General features: G+C 45.9%; 15 protein-coding genes and 9 tRNA genes. 18 read left to right on the top strand and 6 right to left on the bottom strand.

Features of this window, described 5'->3' with window-relative positions; translation table 11 throughout:
* Positions 1-77 precede the first annotated feature (77 nt).
* Entirely contained in the window at positions 78-989 is a 912-nt protein-coding gene (locus EBI00_RS01410) for a hypothetical protein (RefSeq protein ID WP_123094135.1), read from the bottom strand.
* Between the two features lie 39 nt (positions 990-1,028).
* Complete coding sequence (locus tag EBI00_RS01405) at positions 1,029-1,214, bottom strand: hypothetical protein (protein WP_123094134.1); 186 nt, start codon at positions 1,212-1,214, stop codon at positions 1,029-1,031.
* A gap of 91 nt (positions 1,215-1,305) precedes the next feature.
* Between EBI00_RS01405 and yaaA the strand changes: the two genes are divergently transcribed.
* The gene (gene yaaA / locus EBI00_RS01400) at positions 1,306-2,088 is read left to right on the top strand and encodes a peroxide stress protein YaaA (protein ID WP_123094133.1); all 783 of its coding nucleotides are present in this window, start codon (positions 1,306-1,308) and stop codon (positions 2,086-2,088) included.
* Between the two features lie 46 nt (positions 2,089-2,134).
* Here yaaA and prmC read toward each other — a convergent pair whose 3' ends face one another.
* The 3 genes from prmC to hemA are packed head-to-tail and all read right to left on the bottom strand — an operon-like array spanning position 2,135 to position 5,361.
* The gene (prmC, locus tag EBI00_RS01395; RefSeq protein WP_123094132.1) at positions 2,135-2,974 is read right to left on the bottom strand and encodes a peptide chain release factor N(5)-glutamine methyltransferase; all 840 of its coding nucleotides are present in this window, start codon (positions 2,972-2,974) and stop codon (positions 2,135-2,137) included.
* A 26-nt stretch (positions 2,975-3,000) separates the two neighbouring features.
* Positions 3,001-4,089 (bottom strand): peptide chain release factor 1, encoded by a 1,089-nt coding sequence (prfA, locus tag EBI00_RS01390; RefSeq protein ID WP_123094131.1) that lies wholly within the window; start codon positions 4,087-4,089, stop codon positions 3,001-3,003.
* Between the two features lie 3 nt (positions 4,090-4,092).
* Positions 4,093-5,361 (bottom strand): glutamyl-tRNA reductase, encoded by a 1,269-nt coding sequence (gene hemA, locus EBI00_RS01385; protein WP_123094130.1) that lies wholly within the window; start codon positions 5,359-5,361, stop codon positions 4,093-4,095.
* A gap of 221 nt (positions 5,362-5,582) precedes the next feature.
* Here hemA and EBI00_RS01380 point away from each other — a divergent pair, with 221 nt between their 5' ends.
* The 17 genes from EBI00_RS01380 to EBI00_RS01300 all read left to right on the top strand — a co-directional run bounded on the left by EBI00_RS01380 (position 5,583) and on the right by EBI00_RS01300 (position 13,830).
* Positions 5,583-7,367: a tetratricopeptide repeat protein gene (locus EBI00_RS01380; RefSeq protein WP_123094129.1), complete on the top strand. Its 1,785-nt coding sequence runs from the start codon at positions 5,583-5,585 to the stop codon at positions 7,365-7,367.
* Positions 7,364-7,945 (top strand): lipoprotein insertase outer membrane protein LolB, encoded by a 582-nt coding sequence (lolB, locus tag EBI00_RS01375; RefSeq protein WP_123094128.1) that lies wholly within the window; start codon positions 7,364-7,366, stop codon positions 7,943-7,945. Before EBI00_RS01380 ends, lolB begins: the two co-directional genes overlap by 4 nt.
* A gap of 6 nt (positions 7,946-7,951) precedes the next feature.
* The gene (ispE, locus tag EBI00_RS01370; RefSeq protein WP_123094127.1) at positions 7,952-8,806 is read left to right on the top strand and encodes a 4-(cytidine 5'-diphospho)-2-C-methyl-D-erythritol kinase; all 855 of its coding nucleotides are present in this window, start codon (positions 7,952-7,954) and stop codon (positions 8,804-8,806) included.
* Positions 8,807-8,876: 70 nt separating this feature from the next.
* Positions 8,877-9,824, top strand: coding sequence for a ribose-phosphate diphosphokinase (locus EBI00_RS01365; RefSeq protein WP_123094439.1), 948 nt, complete (start codon positions 8,877-8,879; stop codon positions 9,822-9,824).
* 70 nt (positions 9,825-9,894) lie between these two features.
* The gene (locus EBI00_RS01360) at positions 9,895-10,473 is read left to right on the top strand and encodes a 50S ribosomal protein L25/general stress protein Ctc (protein ID WP_123094126.1); all 579 of its coding nucleotides are present in this window, start codon (positions 9,895-9,897) and stop codon (positions 10,471-10,473) included.
* A gap of 19 nt (positions 10,474-10,492) precedes the next feature.
* Positions 10,493-11,077, top strand: a complete 585-nt coding sequence (pth, locus tag EBI00_RS01355) for an aminoacyl-tRNA hydrolase (RefSeq protein WP_123094125.1) — start codon at positions 10,493-10,495, stop codon at positions 11,075-11,077.
* Positions 11,078-11,102: 25 nt separating this feature from the next.
* A complete protein-coding gene (gene ychF / locus EBI00_RS01350) occupies positions 11,103-12,194 on the top strand; it encodes a redox-regulated ATPase YchF (RefSeq protein WP_123094124.1) in 1,092 nt (363 codons plus the stop codon).
* A gap of 114 nt (positions 12,195-12,308) precedes the next feature.
* Positions 12,309-12,383 (top strand) — tRNA-Gln (locus EBI00_RS01345).
* A 10-nt stretch (positions 12,384-12,393) separates the two neighbouring features.
* Positions 12,394-12,470 (top strand) — tRNA-Met (locus EBI00_RS01340).
* Positions 12,471-12,481: 11 nt separating this feature from the next.
* Positions 12,482-12,556, top strand: a tRNA-Gln gene (locus EBI00_RS01335).
* A 29-nt stretch (positions 12,557-12,585) separates the two neighbouring features.
* A tRNA-Met gene (locus EBI00_RS01330) sits at positions 12,586-12,662 on the top strand.
* Positions 12,663-12,673: 11 nt separating this feature from the next.
* A tRNA-Gln gene (locus EBI00_RS01325) sits at positions 12,674-12,748 on the top strand.
* A 29-nt stretch (positions 12,749-12,777) separates the two neighbouring features.
* Positions 12,778-12,854: transfer RNA gene (locus tag EBI00_RS01320), tRNA-Met, on the top strand.
* Between the two features lie 11 nt (positions 12,855-12,865).
* Positions 12,866-12,940: transfer RNA gene (locus tag EBI00_RS01315), tRNA-Gln, on the top strand.
* 29 nt (positions 12,941-12,969) lie between these two features.
* Positions 12,970-13,046: transfer RNA gene (locus tag EBI00_RS01310), tRNA-Met, on the top strand.
* Positions 13,047-13,057: 11 nt separating this feature from the next.
* A tRNA-Gln gene (locus EBI00_RS01305) sits at positions 13,058-13,132 on the top strand.
* 116 nt (positions 13,133-13,248) lie between these two features.
* Entirely contained in the window at positions 13,249-13,830 is a 582-nt protein-coding gene (locus EBI00_RS01300; RefSeq protein WP_123094123.1) for a porin family protein, read from the top strand.
* 95 nt (positions 13,831-13,925) lie between these two features.
* On the opposite strand, the gene clpB is transcribed toward EBI00_RS01300, so the two are convergent.
* Positions 13,926-16,508: an ATP-dependent chaperone ClpB gene (clpB, locus tag EBI00_RS01295; protein WP_123094122.1), complete on the bottom strand. Its 2,583-nt coding sequence runs from the start codon at positions 16,506-16,508 to the stop codon at positions 13,926-13,928.
* Positions 16,509-16,531: the final 23 nt, after the last annotated feature.

Below are 16,531 nucleotides of genomic sequence, written 5' to 3'. Positions count from 1 at the left end.
CCTCTATCATAAATAACTCAACTTTATATTAGTTATAATGCATAAATAATTAATATAATTAAAATTAATACTGATTTTTACTTTGATAGGATACGACTCAGCCATCGAGTTAGCACAGGAAGTAAATACGTCGGTAACTGCAGCGCTCCAGCCAGAGGAAGGAACGCGGGGCCTAATAAAGCACCTGCCACACTGTAAGTTAACAACACATTTCGATTGCCAGAAGTAATGGCCGCTGTCAGAGCAACATCCAGACCTTTATTCCTGTACAGAATAAAAGATAGAACAAAAAACAGACAACACAAGCCCGTTGCGATTAAAAAATAATACAGTGCGGTAACCGGATCTTGATCAAATAGCATTCGGAAGCGGCCGATTAAACCAAATGGAAAAGCAAACACCAGCAAAATGGTATAGGGAGATATCTTTACTAAAAAGCGATTCAGCGGCTCTTCCGACACCAAGCGATGCACGGCAAATGAGAATAGCATAGGGCCAAAGATGAAAATCATCAGCCGAACAAAATAGCTTCCCCAATCTAACTCAACACTTTGCTGTTGAAAGAAATACAGCGCCGCAATAATAGAAACCGGCAACAAGAGTGTCGTTGCTATTGTCATCGCCATCGCCTGCAAACTATCAAAACCAAGGGCTCTAACAATCGCTGGTGTGGCAAATAATGAACCCGTCGCCGCCACTGCAACAACAGCCAACAGCAGGTCTTCATCAAAAGACAGCCACCAACCTAATAGACCGACAACTGTCATAAATACGAAAGAGTGCAACACCGCATACAGCCAAATTGTCATACTGCTGAGGCGCCTCACTAATTCACGCTGCTTCATACCTAACAGGGTCAAGGTCATCAGAGTCAGTAAGACAAGGGGCAAAAATGGAAAAAACGCAACGGAAGCGGCCGGAAACACAAAACCCAAAACGGCAAAAACCACCATAAATGGCAGTGAGTGGCGCACAACGAAAAGCAACATGAGAAAATACCTTACAAGAAGTGATGGAAACGATAGGGGTTACTTTTTAGAACCACTGAAAATTTTGTTGTTTTCGGGTAGCTCAGCCAACTCTAAAGGCCAATCTGCACGAGCCCGATCAAACGCCGCTCGTAATTCTTTCAACTCATCATCACAGGCAAGACCAGACTCGACTTTGCTTTCAGACGGCCGCGTTGTGGGAAATGGTATCAGATTATTCTTCATAAACTGTCTCTATTAAAGCAATGTCTAGATATCTATCGACACTCTATGGATAATCTTTAAAAAACGCAACGCACAAGCCAACGGGAATTTTATGAAGTTTTTAATCTCACCAGCAAAAACACTGGATCTCACCTCCAAGCCCAGCGTGGATTCATTCAGCCAACCAACATTACTAAACGACGCTCAACAGCTTATTGATACTATTAAGCCTTCTACACCCGCAGATATCGCCTCATTAATGAAGCTGAGCGACAAACTCGCCTCGCTTAACGTATCGCGCTACCAAGAATGGCAAAAGACACACAGCCAAGACAATAGCCGACCTGCCATTTATACCTTTATGGGCGATGTGTACACAGGACTGGATGCTTACTCCTTGAGTGAAGAGGATATGCTGTATGCACAAAAGTCTCTACGCATTCTCAGCGGCCTTTACGGTGTACTAAAGCCACTCGACTTGATGCAAGCCTACCGTCTCGAAATGGGCACTAAACTCAGCAATCAGCGAGGGAGCAACCTTTACCAATTCTGGGGCGATCGTATTGTCGATAAAATCAATGAGGATCTGCAAGAAAACGAGATACTCGTCAATCTTGCCTCAAATGAATATTTCAAAGCGGTCAATACTAAGAAACTGAAAGCACTTTTGGTCAGCCCTAACTTCCTCGATGAAAAAAGCGGAAAATTCAAAGTCATTAGTTTTTACGCAAAAAAGGCACGTGGTTTGATGGCACGCTACTTGATTGAAAATCGCTGTGAAACGTTAGAGGACCTGAAAGCATTTGATCTAGCAGGCTACCGTTACGATCCACAACAATCTACCAAAGACGTTCCCGTCTTTATTCGCCCTGAAAGCGCGCAACCGAAAAAATAGTGATCAAACAAACGAAGTGTGTGCAATACAGTAAGCACTCACTTCGTTATTTGTATTGGCCTATGGTTACTCGGTCATTCCCGCCCAAATCTTGAAAGCTTTCTACTGAGACAAACCCTGCTTGGCGCAGTCTCTGCTGGACAGGCAAAGCTTGGTCGTAACCATGTTCAAACATTAAATAGGCATTTGGCATCATGTATTTGGGGGCTTGTTGAATAATATGCTCGATGTCTGCCATACCATGATTGTCCGCCACCAGGGCCGTTTTTGGCTCAAAGCGCACATCCCCCTGTGACAAATGCTCGTCACACGGGTCAATATAGGGTGGATTCGACACAATCAAATCAAAGAGTTGATTTGTATTCAAGGCGTCAAACCAACGACTTTGCACAAACATCGCGTTATTAAGCTGATTGCGGGAAGCATTTCGCTGAGCCAAAGCCACGGCGTCGTCAATAAGATCTACGCCAACTAACCTTGAGTTAGGCCACTCTGCTGCCAACGCCAAAGCAATGGCACCGGTTCCTGTGCCAAGATCCAAAACGCGATGCGCTTTCTTTGCCTCAAACACAGACAGGGCAACTTCCACGAGACGTTCGGTATCCGCTCTAGGAATCAAAGTACAAGGGGACACTTCTAGGTCTAAGCTCCAAAACGCTTGATGACCCAGCAAATACGCCACTGGCTCACCCTGCTCTCGACGCTCCAGCAAACCATCGAAACCCCCAATCTCTGCAGACTCAACCATCTTATCCGGCCAAGTATAAAAATACGCTGTCGATACCTCTAACACATGAGCGAGTAAAAGCTGAGCGTCTAACTGAGCGGTTTCCGAGACAGAAATAAGGCGCTTAGTAGCGCCTTTCAGTAGTTCATCTATTCGCATGGTCGATGATTACCTTGCTTCAGCCATTAATTATCGCCACTTAACGCCGCTAACTGCTCGGCCTGGAACTCATTCACCAATGGATTAATCAAGGCGTCCAAATCACCCGCAACAATCTCGTCTAGCTTGTACAAAGTCAGGTTAATACGATGATCCGTCACGCGTCCTTGGGGATAATTATAAGTACGAATACGCTCAGAACGGTCACCACTGCCCACCAGAGATTTACGCGTTTCAGATTGCTCACTGGCGGCTTTTTCTTGTTCAGCGGCCTGCAAACGAGACGCCAGTAACGACATCGCCTTGGCGCGGTTCTTATGCTGCGAGCGCTCTTCCTGACATTCGACCACCACACCTGTTGGGATGTGTGTCAAACGGATCGCCGAGTCGGTTTTGTTGACGTGCTGTCCACCCGCACCAGAGGCACGAAACGTATCGATGCGCAGATCAGATTTATTGATGATGATGTCGTCTACTTCATCCATTTCAGGCATCACGGCCACGGTACAGGCTGAAGTGTGAATACGCCCTTGTGATTCGGTCGCCGGTACGCGCTGCACGCGATGGGCTCCCGATTCAAATTTCAATTTAGAATAGGCACCGTCGCCCACGATACGCGCAATGACTTCTTTGTAGCCGCCATGTTCGCCTTCGCTTGCACTGACGATTTCCACCTTCCAGCGCTGAGTTTCTGCATAACGTGAATACATACGGAATAGGTCACCAGAAAAAATGGACGCTTCGTCGCCACCGGTTCCAGCACGCACTTCTAAAAACACGTTACGCGAGTCATTCGGGTCTTTCGGTAAAAGCAATTTTTGCAGAACCAACTGGAGCGCTTCTTTTTGCACTTGACCCGCTTTGTATTCTTCTACCCCCATTTCTTTAATATCAGGGTCTGAATCCGTCATCATTAACTCGGCTTCAGCGATATTTTCATCAATTTGCTGAAACTCGTTAAAGCATTTTACGACGGGCTCAAGCTCGGCGTATTCTTTTGAATAAGAACGGAACAAATCTTGGTCCATAATGACTTCGGCCACCCCTAACAGGGCTGACAACTCGTCATAACGATCCGATAAACTTTCAAGTTTTAATTTTATAGATTCTTTCATTTTTTAATTGTCTTTTTCTTCGTATATGCCCAATACATTTGAGGCGATGGTTAATGCATTCTGATCAGCCTCGGCACCAGCATCACGCAAGTAACGAGTCGGGGCGTGAATGAGTTTGTTCATAAGACCGTGAGCCAGTTTGTTGAGTGCTTGCTCGGGCGACTGGCCCATTTCAAGACCTTTGAGTGCTTTTTCTAATTCTGTCTTTTTGACACTTTCTGCAGACTGACGGTAAGTCACAATCAGTTCAGACACTTTTCTGGACTCAACAACGCGTCGATAGGCTTCTACGCCCTCTTCGATCATCCGTTCTGCAGCACGGGCTGCATCTTGCCTTGTCCTGACGTTTTCTTCAATCACTGAGTGCAGATCATCGACCGTATAAAGATAAGCGTCATTGACCTCGTCTACTTCTGGCTCTATGTCTCGAGGTACCGCAATATCAATCAACAACATGGGGGAATGACGACGCTTTGAGGTCGCTCGTTCAACCATTCCCTTACCAATAATGGGCAATTGACTGGCAGTAGACGAAATAACGATGTCAGCCTGCGCCAAATAATCCCCTATTTCGCCTAACATAATCGCTTCTGCGTTTAGATCATGCGCCAAGGCTTCGGCACGGGCCAAGGTTCGGTTTGCCACAATAATACGTTTAATACCGTTTTCTTTTAAGTGCTTGGCCACTAGTTCTATGGTTTGACCTGCGCCTATCAACAAAGCACAACTTTGTCGTATGTCGGTGAAAATCCGCTGCGCCAAACTGACCGCAGCAAATGCAATGGAAACGGGGTTCTCACCAATCGCTGTGTCTGTACGCACTTTTTTCGCGACTGAAAAAGCACGCTGAAATAAAGAGTCTAACTCTGGACCAATACACGCCCCTTCTTGGGATACCGCGTACGCCGATTTTACTTGTCCAAGAATTTGCGGTTCACCCAACACCAGCGAATCTAAGCCCGAGGCAACCCGCATCACGTGACGTACACTGTCATCATTACTGTGCGTATAGCAGTATTTTTTAAGATCGGGAATCGCTATACCATGGTACGCCCCCAGCCAAGTAATAACGTCGTCGGACTGACTCAGCTCGTCAACGGAACAATAAATTTCGGTTCGATTACAAGTGGATACAATGACCGCTTCATTGGCTTTGTTTTGTGACACTAAAGAAGACAAAGCCTCTATCATCTTTTCAGGCGCAAAAGCCACTCGCTCGCGTATGGATACGGGCGCGGTTTTATGGTTCACACCTACGGTAATTAGCGGCATTCGAAGCTCTTCTCAACAGTAGAGATATTAAAGTGACAGCAAACTCAAAGTTTGCCATTGCGTGACTCTTTACATAAAGCACACGTATTATACGAGAAAATCGCTTTTTTTCGCACCCCATTCCCCTAATAAAAGTAATAGTATTAATTTATAGTTATCACTGACACAAAGCGCAGCTAGCGATACCATAGCAGCACACGAACAAAGCATTGAGAAAAGCCATGTTGTTGAACTTGCGTGACAAATCACAAAATTCTATCAAAAAAGCGATGCCGAGCTGGGCTGTCGTGCTTTTTGTCGTGCTAGGGGCTTTCACTTTAACCGCTTGCAGCCACAACAAGGAAAAGCCTGCTTTAGTGCTGGCCGACACAGCCCCACCACAATTAATCAATACCGCAACGCGGGAAGACATCAAGGCACTTCTTCATGCTGAATTTACCCTGCAAAGAGAAGGCCCCAATAAAGCTTACGAACTGTTTTACAAACTGGCGAGCCAATCCCAAGACGTGACCTTAATAGAAAGGCTAACCTATATCGCCCTAGTGTCACAAAATGATCTCTACATTGAAAGAAGTGCCAACCTATGGCTTTCCGTTGATGCCACATCAGACACCGCTTACGCGTTAAAATTGCAATCATTGGTCAAAGGCCAACGACAGGAAGACGTTACCAGGCTGATCAGTGGCGCCATTCAAAATGACGCTCCCTTGCAATTCCTACCGCTTTACCTTGAAGACAATGTCCGTCATAACGATCATGTCAGCCTACTTGAATCCGCTATTGCCGCTCTGCCAACAGAGCAAAAGAATCACCCTTACATTCAGCTGAGCCAAGCTCATTTGCTGCTTTTGGCAGGGGAGTATCAAGGCGCCATTGCGAAAACCGAACAGTTACTGTCCGAAAGTCAGGTTGAGGACAAAGAAAGCATCTACTTAATACAAGCGTTTAGTAAAAAAAACTTGGGTTTTCTTGATGCAGCGATTGGAACGCTGCAGGAAGCGTCACTGTCATTTCCAAACAATGCGCAGATCATGACACCCTTACTTGCGTTTTTGGTCGAAAACGAACAGGTCACACTCGCGGCACAAGATTTTATTGAGAGCAAACTAAATACTATCGAAACCCTGCAGGTTGGCATCAGCTTGATGCAGGCGTTGTTAGAACACAAGCATGCTCAATGGCTATTAGATATCGCTGCAACACTGCCAGAAGAACAACTCGGACTTTCTGACCAAATTTTCTATCTTAAAGCCAGCGCTTTGGCGCAATTAGGTCAAAAAGAACACGCCATTACAGTGATGCAGAAAGTTACCCATCATCTGCGTGCCAATGCCACTAATCAGATTGCCTTATGGCTTTATGAAGAAAGCCAACAGAGTGAGATAAACGCCATGGTACTCAGTCGAACACCAAGAGAGAATATGCCTGAGCAAGTGGAAATGATTAGTCAGATTCACGAAGAGAATGGCAATAGTGACTTATCCTATGAATTGCTAAGCCAATCCTTAGAAGCGCTACCTGAATCGGATATTTTACGCTACCGGAAAGCCCTGCTAGCAGATTCATTGGGCCACTGGAAAGATACGGAAAAGGAGCTGAACAGACTTTTACAAAAAGACCCGAATAATCCACATTACTTAAACGCATTGGGGTACACCTTGCTCACTCGAACCGATCGTATTGATGAAGCCATGGTACTAATTGAATCAGCTTATGAAAAATCAGATTCAGACCCCGCTATTATTGACAGTTTGGGCTGGGGCTTATTTTTAAAAGGGGAGCTTGAACAGTCATCGTACTATTTAAAAAAAGCGTGGGAAATCTTTCCTGATGCGGAAATTGCCGCCCATTATGGGGAGTCTTTATGGGCTCAACGTTATTATCAAGAAGCCATTAGAATTTGGCGATCAGCTCTTGATGCCTCCCCTGACAACTCCGTCCTCCTTGATACCGTCAGACGATTGTCACCGTCATTACTTGAAAATCGCAAACAGGATAATACATGAAACCTTACCGCATACTTGGGTTGCTTGCTCTTACGGCATTAATCAGCGCTTGTAGTACCCAATCTAAAGGCCCTATTACCCCTCCACCCTCCAGTGTTGAGGCCATTTCTCACTGGGAAACCTCTGGCCGAGTGGGCATCCGCACAGAAAATGATGCTATTTCAGGCAACTTCGACTGGCAAAAAACACCCAGTACGTTTTCACTCAACATTATTGGGCCATTTGGCCAAGGGGCAACTTCTCTCAAAAAAACAACTGAAGGCAAGGTCACTTTGGCGTATGAAAACACCCAGGTGACAGGCACAAGCGCTGCTGAGTTACTACAACAAGAACTTGGCTGGGCGTTTCCTGTTGAGCAGGTCACTTACTGGATTAGAGGGCTCGCTTCCCCTTATTCACCCGCGCGCATCGAACGCGACTCCGCCACAAACAATATCAGTAACATAAAACAGGACGGCTGGGTGATTTCATATCGAAATTTTAGCCAGGTCAACGGCCTACTTCTACCTCAAAGAATGCAGGTGTCAAACCCACCATTCAACGTCAATCTAATTATCAATCAATGGACTATTCAGTAACTAAACATGCAACTACCTTCTCCTGCGAAATTAAATTTATTTTTACACATTACAGGGCGACGAAAAGACGGCTACCATGAACTACAGACCGTGTTTCAGTTTATTGATTTATGCGACACGCTCGACTTCGTCCTAACACACAATAATCAGATCACCATTTCACCCACTATTGAGCAACTACCTACCGAAGAGAACCTCGTTTATAAAGCGGCAAAATTGCTCACACCATACAAAAAAGTCTCCTCTTTCGGTATCGATATTACTTTGACAAAACAATTACCTATGGGCGGGGGGATCGGTGGCGGCAGCTCGAACGCAGCAACCACTTTATTGGCCCTAAATGTCCTATGGGAATGCCATCTATCGTTAGAAAAATTGGCTGAACTGGGTGTGACATTGGGTGCCGATGTACCTGTCTTTGTAATGGGGTTTGCCGCGTTTGCCGAAGGAGTCGGTGAAAAGCTACAAAAGGTGGAGCTAAAGACGCCATATTTTTTGCTCCTGAAACCCAATTGCCACGTCTCAACTGGTCAAATTTTTAACGATAAATATTTGACAAGAGACACCCCTCCCCTCAGAATATCGCACGCCTTAAATCTGGGTGGGCATAATGATTGTTTAGACGTCGTTAGAAAGCATAATCCTGAAGTAAATGACGCTTATTTGTGGCTTAAAAACCATGGTGATGCCAAGTTAACTGGCACAGGAGCCTGTCTCTTTCTCGCCTTTGACAAACGCCATGATGCCGAGCAAGTAAACCTGACCGTGCCGAAACAATGGCAAAGTTGGGTTTGCCGCGGCTGTAACACATCCCCAACCCATGACGCATTGACCAAGTGGGTTGAGCAAAACAAAGGATAAGGTGTTATCAGCCCTGTTATTTTTTTGTCGCCCTATTTTCATCGCTAGCAAAACACAAAAGGTATACACAGTGTCCAAGTTGATGGTTTTTACCGGTAATGCCAACCCCGAACTTGCTCGTCGAGTTGTTAGACGTTTGGGATTACCTATCGGAAACGCAACCGTAGGAAAATTTAGCGACGGTGAAATTGCCGTTGAAATTAACGAGAACGTTCGCGGTAAAGATGTTTTTATCATCCAATCTACCTGTGCACCTAGTAACGATAATTTGATGGAACTGATCGTGATGGCCGATGCGCTTCGTCGTGCATCTGCAACACGAGTCACCGCCGTCATCCCCTATTTTGGATACGCAAGACAAGATCGTCGTGTTCGCTCTGCACGGGTCCCCATTACTGCCAAAGTAGTAGCAGATATGATCTCTGCGGTGGGCATTAACCGAGTATTAACCGTCGATTTACACGCTGATCAAATACAAGGCTTTTTTGATATCCCGGTTGATAACGTTTACGCCACCCCTTTGCTGCTTGATGATCTACAGCGCCAAGGCCATGAAAACATTACAGTGGTTTCTCCTGATGTGGGTGGTGTTGTTCGTGCTCGCGCTTTTGCCAAACTGCTCGATGATGCGGACTTAGCCATCATTGACAAGCGTCGTCCGCGAGCTAACGAAGCTCAAATCATGCATTTGATTGGCGACGTCAAAGGCAAAACATGCGTTTTAGTGGATGACATGTGTGACACAGGCGGCACCCTGTGCGCTGCTGCAAAAGCGTTAAAAGATCATGGTGCTGCTAAAGTAATCGCTTACTGTACTCACCCAGTGCTGTCCGGTAAAGCCATTGAAAACGTTCAAAATTCCGTGCTTGATGAGTTGGTCGTGACTGATACCATCCCATTGACGCAAGAGGCGCTTAATTGCCCTCAAATACGCCAATTGTCGATGTCTGACATATTAGCGGAGGCTGTTCGTCGCGTATGCAACGAAGAGTCTATCAGTGCCATGTTTGGGGCCTAAACCAAACACTTACGCTCGGAACGGGTCGCAGTTCTGGGCACAAACTTTGATTAATTATTAGGAAAATACCATGTCATTATCTATTAATGCCGTAGCACGTACTCAAGAAGGTAAAGGTGCGAGCCGCCGCCTTCGTAACGCTGGCCTAGTACCAGCTGTTATTTATGGCGGAGACGTTGCTCCACAATCTGTTACTTTCAAAGACAACGAAATGCACAAAGCTGTTGCTACTCCTGGCTTTTTGACAGGTCTAGTTGAAGTCGTTGTTGACGGCAAAGCTGAGCAAGTTCTTGTAAAAGCACTACAGCGTCATCCAGCAACAGGTGCAGTAATGCACATGGACCTTCAGCGCGTTCAAGCTGACAAAGCCATCACTACTCGCGTACCATTAAGCTTCATCAATGCAGCGCAAAGTGAAGGTGTAAGTAAGCAAGGTGGTCGTTTGACTATCGAGTCTAAATTGGCTGAAGTTCGTTGCTTGCCAGCGAACCTTCCAGAAGTGCTTATCGTTGATGCGGCTAACGGCCAACTTGATCAAATTTTCCACCTTTCAGACGTTACGCTTCCTGAAGGTGTAGAGCTTGTTTCTTTGTTGAAAGGCGAAGACCACGACCAACCAATCGGTCGTATCGGTAAATCTAAACGTTAAGATCATTGAAGGCAGCATTGTGGCAGGATTCAAATTATTAGTCGGCCTGGGTAATCCGGGTAGCGAATACGAGAACACTCGTCACAATGCAGGCGCTCAGTGGATTGAGGCATTGGCTCGTCAGAGCCAATGCCTTCTTCGTTCTGAGAAAAAGTTTTATGGTCAATTCAGCAAAGTTTATATAGCTGGTGAAGAATGCTATTTACTCATTCCTACCACCTATATGAATTTAAGTGGCAAAGCGGTTCAAGCTGTTTGCCAGTTTTATAAAATCCCTCCTGAAGAAGTTCTGGTGATACACGACGAACTTGATCTCCCACCAGGCACAGTCAAATTGAAACAAGGTGGCGGTCACGGCGGTCACAACGGGCTTAAAGACATCATTGCTAGATTGGCCAACAATCGAGAGTTTGGGCGATTAAGACTCGGCATTGGACACCCCGGACACGCCAGTCAAGTTGCAAACTATGTGTTAAAAAAAGCCGCGCCAGAAGACTACACAAAAACAGAACAAACAATTGAAGAATCATTACGCTATCTTGATGACATCGTCAAAGGCAATTTAAGCAAAGTAATGAATCAACTGCATAGCTTTAAAGCATAATCATTTAATTACTAGGAATTTCACTATGGGTTTTAATTGCGGCATCGTTGGACTACCTAACGTTGGTAAATCTACTCTATTCAATGCATTAACTAAGGCCGGCATTGGCGCAGAAAATTTCCCATTCTGTACTATTGAGCCAAATGCGGGTGTGGTTGCCATGCCTGATCCACGCCTAGACGCATTAGCCGCCATAGTCAAACCAGAGCGCGTGTTAGCAACAACCATGGAATTCGTGGACATTGCAGGCCTCGTTGAAGGCGCATCAAAAGGAGAAGGCCTAGGTAATAAATTCTTAGCCAATATCCGCGAAACCGACGCCATTGCACACGTTGTTCGTTGTTTTGAAGACGAAAACGTTATCCACGTCTCAAACCATGTCAATCCAAAGCTAGACATTGAAGTCATTAACCTTGAGCTAATCTTTGCCGATATCGAGTCTATCGATAAGCAATTGTTCCGCACGGCGAAAAACGCCAAAAGTGGCAACAAAGAGGCTATTGCTCATAAAGCGTTTTTAGAGAGCATCAAAGAACATTTAGAAAATGGCTTACCCGTTCGCTCCATGGAAATGTCTGACGAACACAAAAAAGAAGTTCGATCTCTGCACCTCTTAACAACCAAACCCACTATGTACATTGCGAACGTGGCAGAAGACGGTTTTGAAAACAATCCTTACCTAGATCAAGTTCGTGAAATCGCCGAAGCCGAAGGCGCCATGGTCGTGCCGATCTGCAACCAGCTTGAAGCAGAAATTTCAGAACTCGATACAGAAGAGATGCAAGAGTTTCTTGATGAAATGGGCATGGAAGAACCAGGACTAGATCGCGTGATCCGAGCGGGTTATGAACTGCTAGGCCTTCAGACCTACTTCACAGCCGGTGTAAAAGAAGTCCGTGCATGGACTATAAAACAAGGTGCAACAGCACCACAGGCCGCTGGTGTGATCCACACAGACTTCGAAAAAGGCTTTATCCGCGCCGAAGTGGTTGGCTACAACGAATTCATCCAATACAAGGGTGAAAGCGGCGCTAAAGAAGCGGGTAAGTGGCGTTTGGAAGGAAAAGACTACGTTGTGAAAGATGGCGACGTCATGCATTTCCGTTTTAATGTCTAACGTATTAGAAAAAAATTAAAGAAAATACTTGACCCATTATCAAGTTATATGAATAATATCGCGCCACAGAGGCAGAGGATCCTTTACGGAAAATCTTCTTCTCGTGTCGTCTTTTGGGGTATCGCCAAGCGGTAAGGCAACGGGTTTTGATCCCGTCATGCGTTGGTTCGAATCCAGCTACCCCAGCCAACAGACGAACGGCTATGTAGCTCAGTTGGTTAGAGCACATCACTCATAATGATGGGGTCACTAGTTCGAATCTAGTCATAGCCACCACAATTCGATATTGGGGTATCGCCAAGCGGTAAGGCAACGGGTTTTGATCCCGTCATGCGTTGGTTCGAATCCAGCTACCCCAGCCATCGATACATTTTCAGAAAAAGCACAGTAAGGCTATGTAGCTCAGTTGGTTAGAGCACATCACTCATAATGATGGGGTCACTAGTTCGAATCTAGTCATAGCCACCACAATTCGATATTGGGGTATCGCCAAGCGGTAAGGCAACGGGTTTTGATCCCGTCATGCGTTGGTTCGAATCCAGCTACCCCAGCCATCGATACATTTTCAGAAAAAGCACAGTAAGGCTATGTAGCTCAGTTGGTTAGAGCACATCACTCATAATGATGGGGTCACTAGTTCGAATCTAGTCATAGCCACCACAATTCGATATTGGGGTATCGCCAAGCGGTAAGGCAACGGGTTTTGATCCCGTCATGCGTTGGTTCGAATCCAGCTACCCCAGCCATCGATACATTTTCAGAAAAAGCACAGTAAGGCTATGTAGCTCAGTTGGTTAGAGCACATCACTCATAATGATGGGGTCACTAGTTCGAATCTAGTCATAGCCACCACAATTCGATATTGGGGTATCGCCAAGCGGTAAGGCAACGGGTTTTGATCCCGTCATGCGTTGGTTCGAATCCAGCTACCCCAGCCATATTTGTAAATATCTCACACAATTCTTTTCTATAATTCCTTATTTCATTGGATTTTGTTTTCCTTAGACCTATAATTAGGCAAAACTTATCTCACCTGATGTATGGATTATTCTTTATGAAATCAATTAAAACCGCGTTTGCTCTATCAACCGTACTGCTGGCCAGCGCCGCCCATGCCGATTTTCTCGGTGCTAACGCAGAAGCCGGCTTTTTTGATGGCGATGATGGTTCAGCTACCTATGCCAGCGTTGATGTACAGCACCCTATCCCGTTAATCCCCAATGCGCGTTTAGATGTATGGGACTTTGAGTCTGACCCATCTGGCACGGAAATCAGTCACCTAGATCTAACTGGTTACTATGGCGTAGGTTTGTTGTGGCTTGGTATTGAAGGCGGTATCACTCTTCGAAACCTAGACATTACAAGAGGTAACACCGAAGAAAGCGAATCTATCCCAATGCTCTTCCTATCTGCGTCGCTGGGCATTCCTGGCACTGGCATTACGTTGGCTGCTGAATCCAAAAACATTTCTTCATTCAGTGATGTGACCATTACCGATCAATCGTTTAAAGTACAATACCAGCCTCTTCCTATTGTGGGCGTAGAAGTCGGTTACCGTTCTATCGACCAAAAAACTAAAGTATTTGGCAACTATGATTACGATGGTTACTTTGTTGGCGTGACAATCGACATTTGATCCTTAGCAAATCGCACAAAAAAAGCTCTAGCCTGACAAGACTAGAGCTTTTTTTGTCTTTGCATTTCTGTGTTTACTTTGTCCTTACGACTTTTTTACTTCGCTTTAGTAAAAACGAACGTATGGTCACTCACTTCTACGCTAATTACATCGCCTGAACTAAAATGCCCCGCTAACAGCTCGTTCGCCAATGGGTTTTCTATCAATTTCTGTATGGCACGCTTTAAAGGCCGAGCACCATAAACCGGATCATAACCCACTTCGACCAATTGATCTGAAGCCGCCTCAGTTAATACCAGAGAAATACCCATTTCTCCCAATCGATCATTCAAATGCCCTAATTGCACTGTGGCAATGCCTTTGATTTGGGACTTCATTAGCGGATGGAATACCACAGTTTCATCAATCCGATTAATAAATTCAGGACGGAAATGCATACCCACCACTTCCATAACCTTATCCTTGATTTCTTCATACTGATCGGCAGAACGATATTCTTGTATCAAGTCAGAGCCCAAATTAGAGGTCATAACAATCACGGTGTTCCTAAAATCCACCGTGCGCCCCTGCCCATCGGTGAGTCGACCGTCATCCAACACCTGCAAAAGGATGTTGAACACATCAGGATGGGCTTTTTCCACTTCATCCAGCAAGAGCACAGAGTAAGGTCGGCGTCTAACCGCCTCCGTCAAGTACCCACCCTCTTCATAACCGACATACCCAGGCGGCGCACCGATCAAACGTGCCACGGAATGTTTTTCCATAAACTCAGACATGTCGATGCGCACCATGGCCTGCTCTGTATCAAACAGAAACCTCGCCAATGATTTACAAAGCTCAGTTTTACCAACGCCTGTGGGACCCAAGAACAAGAAGGAGCCATTTGGACGATTAGGGTCTGCTAAGCCAGATCGAGAGCGACGAACCGCGTTAGAGACCGCGGAAACCGCTTCATTTTGCCCCATCACAGACTCATGCAGTGCCTCTTCCATGCGCAGCAATTTATCCCGCTCACCTTCTAGCATCTTGTCTACTGGAATTCCGGTCCAGCGGGACACCACAGTGGCAATTTCTTCTTCGGTCACTCGTCGTTTCAGTAGGCGCGTTTCAGTATGCTCTTCTGCTTGACTGGCTTTTTCTATTTCCGCTTCCAGCATGGGAATCACGCCATACTGCAACTCTGACATTTTTGCCAGATTTCCACTGCGACGGGCCTCTTCCATTTCGTGACGAACCGATTCCAGCTCTTCTTTGAGCTTTTGAGCCCCCTGAACAGCCGCCTTTTCAGCGTTCCAGATCTCTTCAAGATCCGAAAATTGCTTCTGCAAGGTACCAATTTCACTGTCTAATTCGTCCAATCTTATTTTAGACGCCTTATCTGTTTCTTTTTTCAGTGCTTCTTTTTCAATTTTCAATTGAATCAACCGACGCTCTAAACGGTCCATGTCTTCCGGCTTGGAATCCATCTCCATACGAATACGACTGGCCGCTTCATCAATTAAATCAATGGCCTTATCGGGCAACTGGCGATCGGTAATGTAGCGTTGCGACAACTTGGCGGCGGCAATGATGGCCGAGTCTGTGATATCGACACCATGATGCACTTCGTAACGCTCTTTCAAACCGCGCAAGATAGCAACCGAGTCCAGCACACTGGGCTCTTCCACCAGCACCTTTTGAAAACGTCGCTCTAGCGCCGCGTCTTTCTCTATGTATTGGCGATATTCATTCAGAGTGGTCGCGCCAACACAGTGTAATTCACCACGAGCAAGAGCGGGTTTCAGCATATTGCCCGCGTCCATAGAACCTTCCGATTTCCCCGCTCCCACCATGGTGTGAATCTCGTCAATAAACAAAATCACTTGACCGTCCTGTTTAGAAAGCTCATTCAGCAAGGCTTTGAGGCGCTCTTCAAACTCACCACGGTATTTGGCTCCGGCGATTAAAGACCCCATATCGAGGGACAAAACACGCTTATTTTTTAGCCCTTCCGGCACCTCTCCATTAATTATGCGTTGCGCCAACCCTTCTACAATCGCCGTTTTCCCTACACCAGGCTCACCAATCAGTACCGGATTGTTTTTGCGACGACGCTGCAACACCTGAATCGTACGGCGTATTTCATCATCACGACCAATCACAGGATCAAGCTTGCCTTCGGCCGCTCTTGCGGTGAGATCAACGGTGTATTTGTCTATCGCCTGACGACTTTCTTCGGCGTTCGGATCATTGATCGAATCGCCACCGCGCACCTGATCAATCACGGCAGAAATGTCATTTTTTGTCACGCCAGTGGCTTTGAGCGCTTTTGCTAAGTCATCTTTGCCATCAAACATGGCCATCAAGACCAATTCAGATGAGATATATTGATCTTTGCGCTTTTGCGCTTCTTTGTCAGCCAGATTCAATAAGCGCCCCAATTCAGGGGACATTTGCACATTACCATCGTGGTCTTTTACTTTCGCTAAACGATCCAAGAGCGCATTTAGACTGTCGCGAAATTTAGCCACTTGAATGCCCGCTTGTTGCAGAATAGGGCGCGTACTTCCACCCTGCTGATCCAACAGCGCCATCATCAAATGCAAGGACTCGATATAAGAATGATCATGCCCAAGCGCAATGGACTGCGCATCAGAAAGGGCGAGCTGTAATTTACTGGTTAAACGATCGATTCGCATAGGAACCTCCTAAAAAAGATAAA

The sequence above is a fragment of the Marinomonas hwangdonensis genome (assembly GCF_003721245.1).
In the GTDB taxonomy this organism is placed as follows: Bacteria; Pseudomonadota; Gammaproteobacteria; order Pseudomonadales; family Marinomonadaceae; genus Marinomonas; species Marinomonas hwangdonensis.
The sequence above is the reverse complement of the archived record's forward strand: the minus strand, read 5'-3'. Positions and strand labels throughout refer to the sequence as shown.

Bases quoted from the DNA above. Each gene is read 5' to 3' on its own strand.
- yaaA (WP_123094133.1), top strand. From the start codon at position 1,306: ATGAAGTTTTTAATCTCACCAGCAAAAACACTGGATCTCACCTCCAAG.
- lolB (WP_123094128.1), top strand. From the start codon at position 7,364: ATGAAACCTTACCGCATACTTGGGTTGCTTGCTCTTACGGCATTAATC.
- hemA (WP_123094130.1), bottom strand. From the start codon at position 5,361: ATGCCGCTAATTACCGTAGGTGTGAACCATAAAACCGCGCCCGTATCC.
- EBI00_RS01410 (WP_123094135.1), bottom strand. From the start codon at position 989: ATGTTGCTTTTCGTTGTGCGCCACTCACTGCCATTTATGGTGGTTTTT.
- ychF (WP_123094124.1), top strand. From the start codon at position 11,103: ATGGGTTTTAATTGCGGCATCGTTGGACTACCTAACGTTGGTAAATCT.
- EBI00_RS01300 (WP_123094123.1), top strand. From the start codon at position 13,249: ATGAAATCAATTAAAACCGCGTTTGCTCTATCAACCGTACTGCTGGCC.
- EBI00_RS01405 (WP_123094134.1), bottom strand. From the start codon at position 1,214: ATGAAGAATAATCTGATACCATTTCCCACAACGCGGCCGTCTGAAAGC.
- prfA (WP_123094131.1), bottom strand. From the start codon at position 4,089: ATGAAAGAATCTATAAAATTAAAACTTGAAAGTTTATCGGATCGTTAT.
- clpB (WP_123094122.1), bottom strand. From the start codon at position 16,508: ATGCGAATCGATCGTTTAACCAGTAAATTACAGCTCGCCCTTTCTGAT.
- EBI00_RS01380 (WP_123094129.1), top strand. From the start codon at position 5,583: ATGTTGTTGAACTTGCGTGACAAATCACAAAATTCTATCAAAAAAGCG.
- ispE (WP_123094127.1), top strand. From the start codon at position 7,952: ATGCAACTACCTTCTCCTGCGAAATTAAATTTATTTTTACACATTACA.
- EBI00_RS01360 (WP_123094126.1), top strand. From the start codon at position 9,895: ATGTCATTATCTATTAATGCCGTAGCACGTACTCAAGAAGGTAAAGGT.
- prmC (WP_123094132.1), bottom strand. From the start codon at position 2,974: ATGCGAATAGATGAACTACTGAAAGGCGCTACTAAGCGCCTTATTTCT.